Annotated in this window: 9 protein-coding genes; 7 read left to right on the top strand and 2 right to left on the bottom strand. The window is 59.3% G+C overall.

Annotation, left to right across the window (positions count from 1 at the left end; genetic code table 11):
- The coding region (locus AAC083_RS23390; protein ID WP_308811028.1) for a flavoprotein at positions 1-282 on the bottom strand (282 nt) is incomplete at its 3' end.
- A 147-nt stretch (positions 283-429) separates the two neighbouring features.
- Here AAC083_RS23390 and radC point away from each other — a divergent pair.
- The 6 genes from radC to AAC083_RS20925 all read left to right on the top strand — a co-directional run bounded on the left by radC (position 430) and on the right by AAC083_RS20925 (position 4,095).
- The gene (gene radC, locus AAC083_RS20950; protein ID WP_042034797.1) at positions 430-1,104 is read left to right on the top strand and encodes a RadC family protein; all 675 of its coding nucleotides are present in this window, start codon (positions 430-432) and stop codon (positions 1,102-1,104) included.
- A gap of 135 nt (positions 1,105-1,239) precedes the next feature.
- Positions 1,240-1,476 carry a 50S ribosomal protein L28 gene (rpmB, locus tag AAC083_RS20945; RefSeq protein WP_005321271.1) on the top strand — a complete coding sequence of 79 codons (237 nt, stop codon included), beginning with the start codon at positions 1,240-1,242 and terminating at the stop codon, positions 1,474-1,476.
- An 11-nt stretch (positions 1,477-1,487) separates the two neighbouring features.
- Positions 1,488-1,655 carry a 50S ribosomal protein L33 gene (gene rpmG, locus AAC083_RS20940; protein WP_005307500.1) on the top strand — a complete coding sequence of 56 codons (168 nt, stop codon included), beginning with the start codon at positions 1,488-1,490 and terminating at the stop codon, positions 1,653-1,655.
- Positions 1,656-1,745: 90 nt separating this feature from the next.
- Positions 1,746-2,201 carry a hypothetical protein gene (locus tag AAC083_RS20935; protein ID WP_108537626.1) on the top strand — a complete coding sequence of 152 codons (456 nt, stop codon included), beginning with the start codon at positions 1,746-1,748 and terminating at the stop codon, positions 2,199-2,201.
- A 24-nt stretch (positions 2,202-2,225) separates the two neighbouring features.
- Positions 2,226-3,038: a bifunctional DNA-formamidopyrimidine glycosylase/DNA-(apurinic or apyrimidinic site) lyase gene (mutM, locus tag AAC083_RS20930; protein ID WP_042034799.1), complete on the top strand. Its 813-nt coding sequence runs from the start codon at positions 2,226-2,228 to the stop codon at positions 3,036-3,038.
- A gap of 178 nt (positions 3,039-3,216) precedes the next feature.
- Positions 3,217-4,095 (top strand): VirK/YbjX family protein, encoded by an 879-nt coding sequence (locus tag AAC083_RS20925; protein WP_108537625.1) that lies wholly within the window; start codon positions 3,217-3,219, stop codon positions 4,093-4,095.
- A gap of 80 nt (positions 4,096-4,175) precedes the next feature.
- Here AAC083_RS20925 and coaD read toward each other — a convergent pair whose 3' ends face one another.
- Positions 4,176-4,658, bottom strand: coding sequence for a pantetheine-phosphate adenylyltransferase (gene coaD, locus AAC083_RS20920; RefSeq protein ID WP_108537624.1), 483 nt, complete (start codon positions 4,656-4,658; stop codon positions 4,176-4,178).
- 221 nt (positions 4,659-4,879) lie between these two features.
- Between coaD and AAC083_RS20915 the strand changes: the two genes are divergently transcribed.
- The coding region (locus tag AAC083_RS20915; protein ID WP_146181756.1) for a glycosyltransferase family 9 protein at positions 4,880-5,354 on the top strand (475 nt) is incomplete at its 3' end.

The following is a 5,354-nucleotide window of genomic DNA, read 5'->3' as shown; positions in this document are numbered from 1 at the left end:
CAGGTTGGCGCTGGCCGGGGCGATCAGCACCAAATCCGCCCACTTGGCCAGCTCGATATGGCCCATGCCCGCTTCGGCGGCAGGATCCAGCAGGCTGTCTGCCACCGGATGGCCGGAGACGGCTTGCAGGGTCAGCGGCGTGATGAACTCCTTGGCGGAGCGGGTCATCACCACCCTTACCTCGGCTCCCTGATCTTTCAGGCGGCGTACCAGTTCGGCACTCTTGTAGGCGGCGATCCCGCCACTGACACCCAACAGGATGCGTTTATCGGCCAATCTCATCTGCTGCTTCTCTTCCGGCTCACTCTGACTGGTCGGCTAAGATACCACAGGCAAGGGATGACGACAGAGGCTGACATGAGGGACTTGTGGTCGGGGGCGTGCAATTTTTTGCTATGTTTTTTCTCAACAGGGATGAGGGAGAGACAAATGAGCATCAAGGAGTGGCCGGAAGATGAACGACCCCGAGAGAAGCTGTTGCGCCAGGGGCCCGGCACCTTGTCCGATGCCGAGTTGCTGGCCATCTTTCTGCGCACCGGCGTAAACGGACTGAGCGCGGTGGATCTCTCGCGCAAGCTTTTGAATCAATTCGGCTCTTTGCGCAGCTTGCTGGGGGCGGATCAGCGGGCATTTTGCGAGGCGCATGGCCTGGGCCCTGCCAAATATGCCCAGCTGCAGGCGGTGCTGGAGATGGGCAAGCGTCATCTGGCCGAACAGCTGCAACGGGGCGATGCGCTCACCTCGCCCCAGCTGACCCGGGACTATCTGCAGGCCCAGCTGCGGGATCGGCCGCGAGAGGTGTTCGCCTTGTTGCTTCTGGACAACCAGCACAGAGTGATTCAATTCGTTGAACTTTTTTACGGAACCCTCGACTCGGCGAGCGTCTGGCCCAGAGAAATCGTGCAGATCGCGCTCAAACATAATGCAGCCGCCGTGATTCTGGCGCATAATCACCCGTCCGGCGTGGCCGAGCCCAGTCGGGCCGACCGCCAGATCACGGATCGGATCTTGGCCGCCTTGGCCCTGATCGATATCAGAGTGCTGGATCACTTGGTGATCGGTGATGGCATCACGGTTTCTTTTGCAGAGCGTGGTTGGTTGTAACTGGCTCTGGCACTGTATTAGTTGATCTTTGATCACGGATGCTGTATAAAATGCCGCCTTCTGTTTGCCCCGCAATCGAAGGCCAGCGGGGCAGATATTTGCTCGAGCAATGAAGTAAGATTTGGAGAGACTGACATGTCTAGAGTATGCCAAGTAACCGGCAAGCGCCCGGCAGTTGGTAACAACCGTTCGCACGCTAACAACGCTACCAAGCGTCGTTTCCTGCCGAACCTGCACACTCACCGTTTTTGGGTTGAGGGTGAAAAACGCTTCGTAAGTCTGCGCGTATCCGCAAAAGGCATGCGTATCATCGACAAGCGTGGCGTTGAAGTGGTTCTGGCTGAACTGCGCGCCAGCGGTGTTAAGGTATAAGGAATTAGATCATGGCTAAAGGTATTCGCGAGAAAATTCGTCTGAACTCCAGCGCCGGTACTGGTCACTTCTATACCACTACCAAGAACAAGCGCACCATGCCCGAAAAAATGGAGATCAAAAAGTTTGATCCCGTTGTTCGTCAGCATGTGATCTACAAAGAAGGCAAAATCAAGTAATCTCTTGGTTTTGTCTCAAAAACCCGGCCTTGTGCCGGGTTTTTTTATGGCTGGAATTCAGTACACTGCCGGTTCGAAGGGAGGCTTGCCATGTTCAGATTGAGCCGCAAAGGCTGGAATAACGTGATCATAGTGGCCGTACTGGCGGTGATCACCCTGCTGCACCAGCTGGAGATAGCCCAGCAGGAGAACAGCGCACAGCGTGCCCGTCCCCTGCTGCCGGACAGTGCCGTTGTGCTCACCTGGCAGGGACCTAGCTGGCAGATCGAGCGCATCGGTCAGGGCTGGCGCAGCGGGCCGGATCTGGGGCTTAGCAGTGCCCAGCTGGCCGCTCACATCGAAGAGTGGCAGGGGTGGCTATTGCCACCGGGTGGTGCAGTGCGGGGTGCGCCGGTCACCCTCAAGATATGGATCGCCGGTCAGAGCGATCCGATAGAAGTGGGGCTCTATCAGGACAGTGGCCAGTTTGCCGCTCTGCTGCCTCCATCGACCTGGCTCAGCCTGAGTCAGGAGCAGTACCGCAGCTTGTTGCGTCCCACCCCCTAATCCATTTTCGAGCGAGAGGACCCTATGCCTGAATTACCGGAAGTTGAAGTCAGCCGCCAGGGCATCTCTCCCTGGCTCACCGGCATCAAGGTCACTCGTGTCGTGGTGCGGGATGGTCGGTTGCGCTGGCCGGTGCCGGGCGAAATCCAGGAGCTGGTGGATCTCACCATCCACAGGGTCGGCCGCCGTGCCAAGTACCTGCTGCTGGAGACCGACTTTGGCACCGCCATCCTGCACCTGGGTATGTCGGGCAGTCTGCGGGTGCTGGATATCGGCACCCCGGCCGAGAAACACGATCACGTGGACATAGAGCTCGCTAACGGCAAGCTGCTTCGGCTCAATGATCCGCGCCGCTTCGGGGCCCTGCTGTGGACCCGTGAACCGGCTGAGGCACACGCCCTGCTGGCCAAGCTGGGGCCGGAACCGCTGACCCAGGCCTTCAGCGCCGACTATCTGCAGGGGCGCGCCAAGGGTCGCAGCACCGCCATCAAGACCTTCCTGATGGATAATCATGTGGTGGTCGGGGTTGGCAACATCTACGCCAACGAGGCGCTCTATGCCGCTGGTATTCATCCCAAGCGGGCGGCGGGCAACATCAGTGCCGAGCGACTGGCGACCCTGGTGGGCGAGATCAAGCGGGTGCTGGCCGAGGCCATCAAGCAGGGCGGCACCACCCTCAAGGATTTCACCAGCGCTGATGGCAAGCCGGGTTATTTCGTGCAGCAGTTGCAGGTCTATGGGCGGGGTGGTCAGCCCTGTTTTCATTGTCACACTCTGCTCAGTGAAATCCGGCTGGGGCAGAGAACCACGGTGTTTTGCTCCCACTGCCAGCGCTGAATGACCGTTATTTTGGCCTGAAACGGCCAAGTTGTAAGAGAGTATTTCCAGTCTGTTGAAGATATGCGCATCCGTCACTAGTATCTCGACCGTTCAGGCAGTTTGAGAAAATAAAATGACAGCTAAATCAATAGACTGGGATCATTTATCCCGGCATGGGCACTATTGTGCCCAAAAAATGGCCCGCTTCCTCTATCCCGATGACAGCGCCCGCAAGACCTTCAATCGCGCCAAGTTCGTGCTGCGCAGCCTGCTCTATCGGCAGCAGCTGAGCCGGGTATTCGAGCTGTTTCAGGCCGAACCCCTCAAGGCTCTGCCTGCCTACTATCCCGAGCTGCTCGACAAGCCGATGCGGCCCTACCGTTTTGCCAATTCTACTGCGACCGAACGGGCCGAGATGCTGGAAAACCACTACCGGCTGCTGCTGGCCCATTATCCGGCGCTGATCGATCCGCTCTATCTGGGGGAAGGCATAGCGCTTGGTCACTATCCCGAGAGCGAGTGCCGCATCGTGCTGCGCCACGATGGCACCTTCCGGCGCGAGGCCGAGCTGGCGCTCTCCATCGTCGATCGACAGGGCAAGCGCCTCTACAGCTGCGCCTTCTCGCTGGCGGGTACCCCCAACAAGCTGGCCCTGATGATCGGTTCTGTGCAGGGGCCCGAGCCCTGCGTCGAGCAGGCGCAGGACAAGGTGCGGGCGCTGACCAAGGAGGGCCAGGGCCTGAGGCCCAAGTCGCTGGTGGTGATGCTGGTAATGCTGCTGGCCGAGGCGATGGGGGCCGAGCATATCTCGGCGGTGCGGATGAAGGCGCACATCTACCAGGCCAGGCGCTACAGCAAGAAGAAGAAAGCCTGTCTGCAGGCCGATTATGACGAGCTTTGGCAGGAGTTTGGCGCCGTGGATCTGGATGACAACTTCGTGCGGTTACAGCCTGCCCAGCGCAAACCGCTGGAGGAGGTCGCTTCCAAGAAGCGGGCCATGTACCGGCGTCGCTACGAGTGGCTCGACACGCTGGCGCTCTCCTGCCAGCAGATGCTGGCTCGCCAGACAAGCTGATGGTCAATGCCTGCAAAGGCTGGCGAGATGCATGCGCTCCTCAAGAAACAGGCTACCTTCGGGCAGCCTGATTTTTTTGATCACTTGCCTTGCTTGGCGGCAATCGCCTTGGCGACGATCGGGTCGACGAACTGGCGGATATCGCCACCATGCAGGGCGACCTCCTTCACCAGGGTCGAGGAGATGAAGGAGTTCTCCTCCGCCGGGGTGAGGAAGACGCTCTCCAGCTCCGGCATCAGGCGGCGGTTCATGTTGGCCAGCTGGAATTCGTACTCGAAGTCGGAGACGGCGCGCAGGCCACGGATCAGCACGTTGGCCTGCTGCTCCCTGGCGAAGTCCACCAGCAGGCCGGAGAAGCCAACCACCTTGACGTTGGGCAGGTGGGCGGTCACTTGCTGGGCAAGCAGGACACGTTCTGCCAGATCGAACAGCGGGCGCTTGCTCGGGCTGTTGGCAACGCCGACCACCACGTCATCAAACAGTTTGGCGGCCCGGCCAATGAGGTCGGTGTGGCCATTGGTGATGGGGTCGAAGGTGCCGGGATAAATTACCTTGTTGGTCATGCTGTTGATTCCTGCAACCTGGAAATTTGGTCGCATTATAGGGTCTGTTGGCGTTTTGTCGCGACCGGATGGGGTGAATGCCGGGGCGAGGCGCTAAGTTTGGTCGTTCAAATCGGTGTCGCCAAGCGTCTTCGCTTGAGAATAGCCCTGCATCAGGCAAGAATACCCGCACCGCGCATCAAGCCTCCTTGCATTGGTGACAGGGAGCAAAGGGATTTTTTATGAAACGTATTCTGGTAGTACGCAACGACAAGATTGGTGACTTCATGCTGGCATGGCCGAGTTTTGCCATGCTCAAGCGTTCCATGGATTGTCATGTGACTGCCCTGGTTCCCGCCTACACGGCGCCGTTGGCCCGCCTCTGTCCCTGGATCGACGAGATCATTCTGGATCCGGGCTCACGGGCCGACAAGGAACAGCAACGTGCCTTGCAGGCGCGCATCAAGGCGGCCGCCTTTGATGCCTCCATCTGCCTCTTCTCCAACTCCCGTAATGCCATGCTGGTGTGGAAGGCGCACATCCCTTACCGGTTGGCTCCTGCCACCAAGCTGGCCCAGGTGCTCTACAACCAGCGGCTGATCCAGCGTCGCTCCCGCTCCCAGAAACCGGAGTACGAATACAACCTGGATCTGGTGCGCCGCTTCCTCGCCGACCAGCAGGTGAGCGTGGTAGAGCCGCCACGCTCACCTGCTGGTC

Source organism: Aeromonas sp. HMWF014 (assembly GCF_963878295.1).
In the GTDB taxonomy this organism is placed as follows: Bacteria; Pseudomonadota; Gammaproteobacteria; order Enterobacterales; family Aeromonadaceae; genus Aeromonas; species Aeromonas popoffii.
This window is presented reverse-complemented; position numbering and strand designations above follow the sequence as displayed.

Excerpts from the sequence above, each read along its gene's own strand:
- mutM (WP_042034799.1), top strand. The coding sequence starts at position 2,226 with ATGCCTGAATTACCGGAAGTTGAAGTCAGCCGCCAGGGCATCTCTCCC.
- radC (WP_042034797.1), top strand. The coding sequence starts at position 430 with ATGAGCATCAAGGAGTGGCCGGAAGATGAACGACCCCGAGAGAAGCTG.
- coaD (WP_108537624.1), bottom strand. The coding sequence starts at position 4,658 with ATGACCAACAAGGTAATTTATCCCGGCACCTTCGACCCCATCACCAAT.
- rpmG (WP_005307500.1), top strand. The coding sequence starts at position 1,488 with ATGGCTAAAGGTATTCGCGAGAAAATTCGTCTGAACTCCAGCGCCGGT.
- AAC083_RS20935 (WP_108537626.1), top strand. The coding sequence starts at position 1,746 with ATGTTCAGATTGAGCCGCAAAGGCTGGAATAACGTGATCATAGTGGCC.
- rpmB (WP_005321271.1), top strand. The coding sequence starts at position 1,240 with ATGTCTAGAGTATGCCAAGTAACCGGCAAGCGCCCGGCAGTTGGTAAC.
- AAC083_RS20925 (WP_108537625.1), top strand. The coding sequence starts at position 3,217 with ATGGCCCGCTTCCTCTATCCCGATGACAGCGCCCGCAAGACCTTCAAT.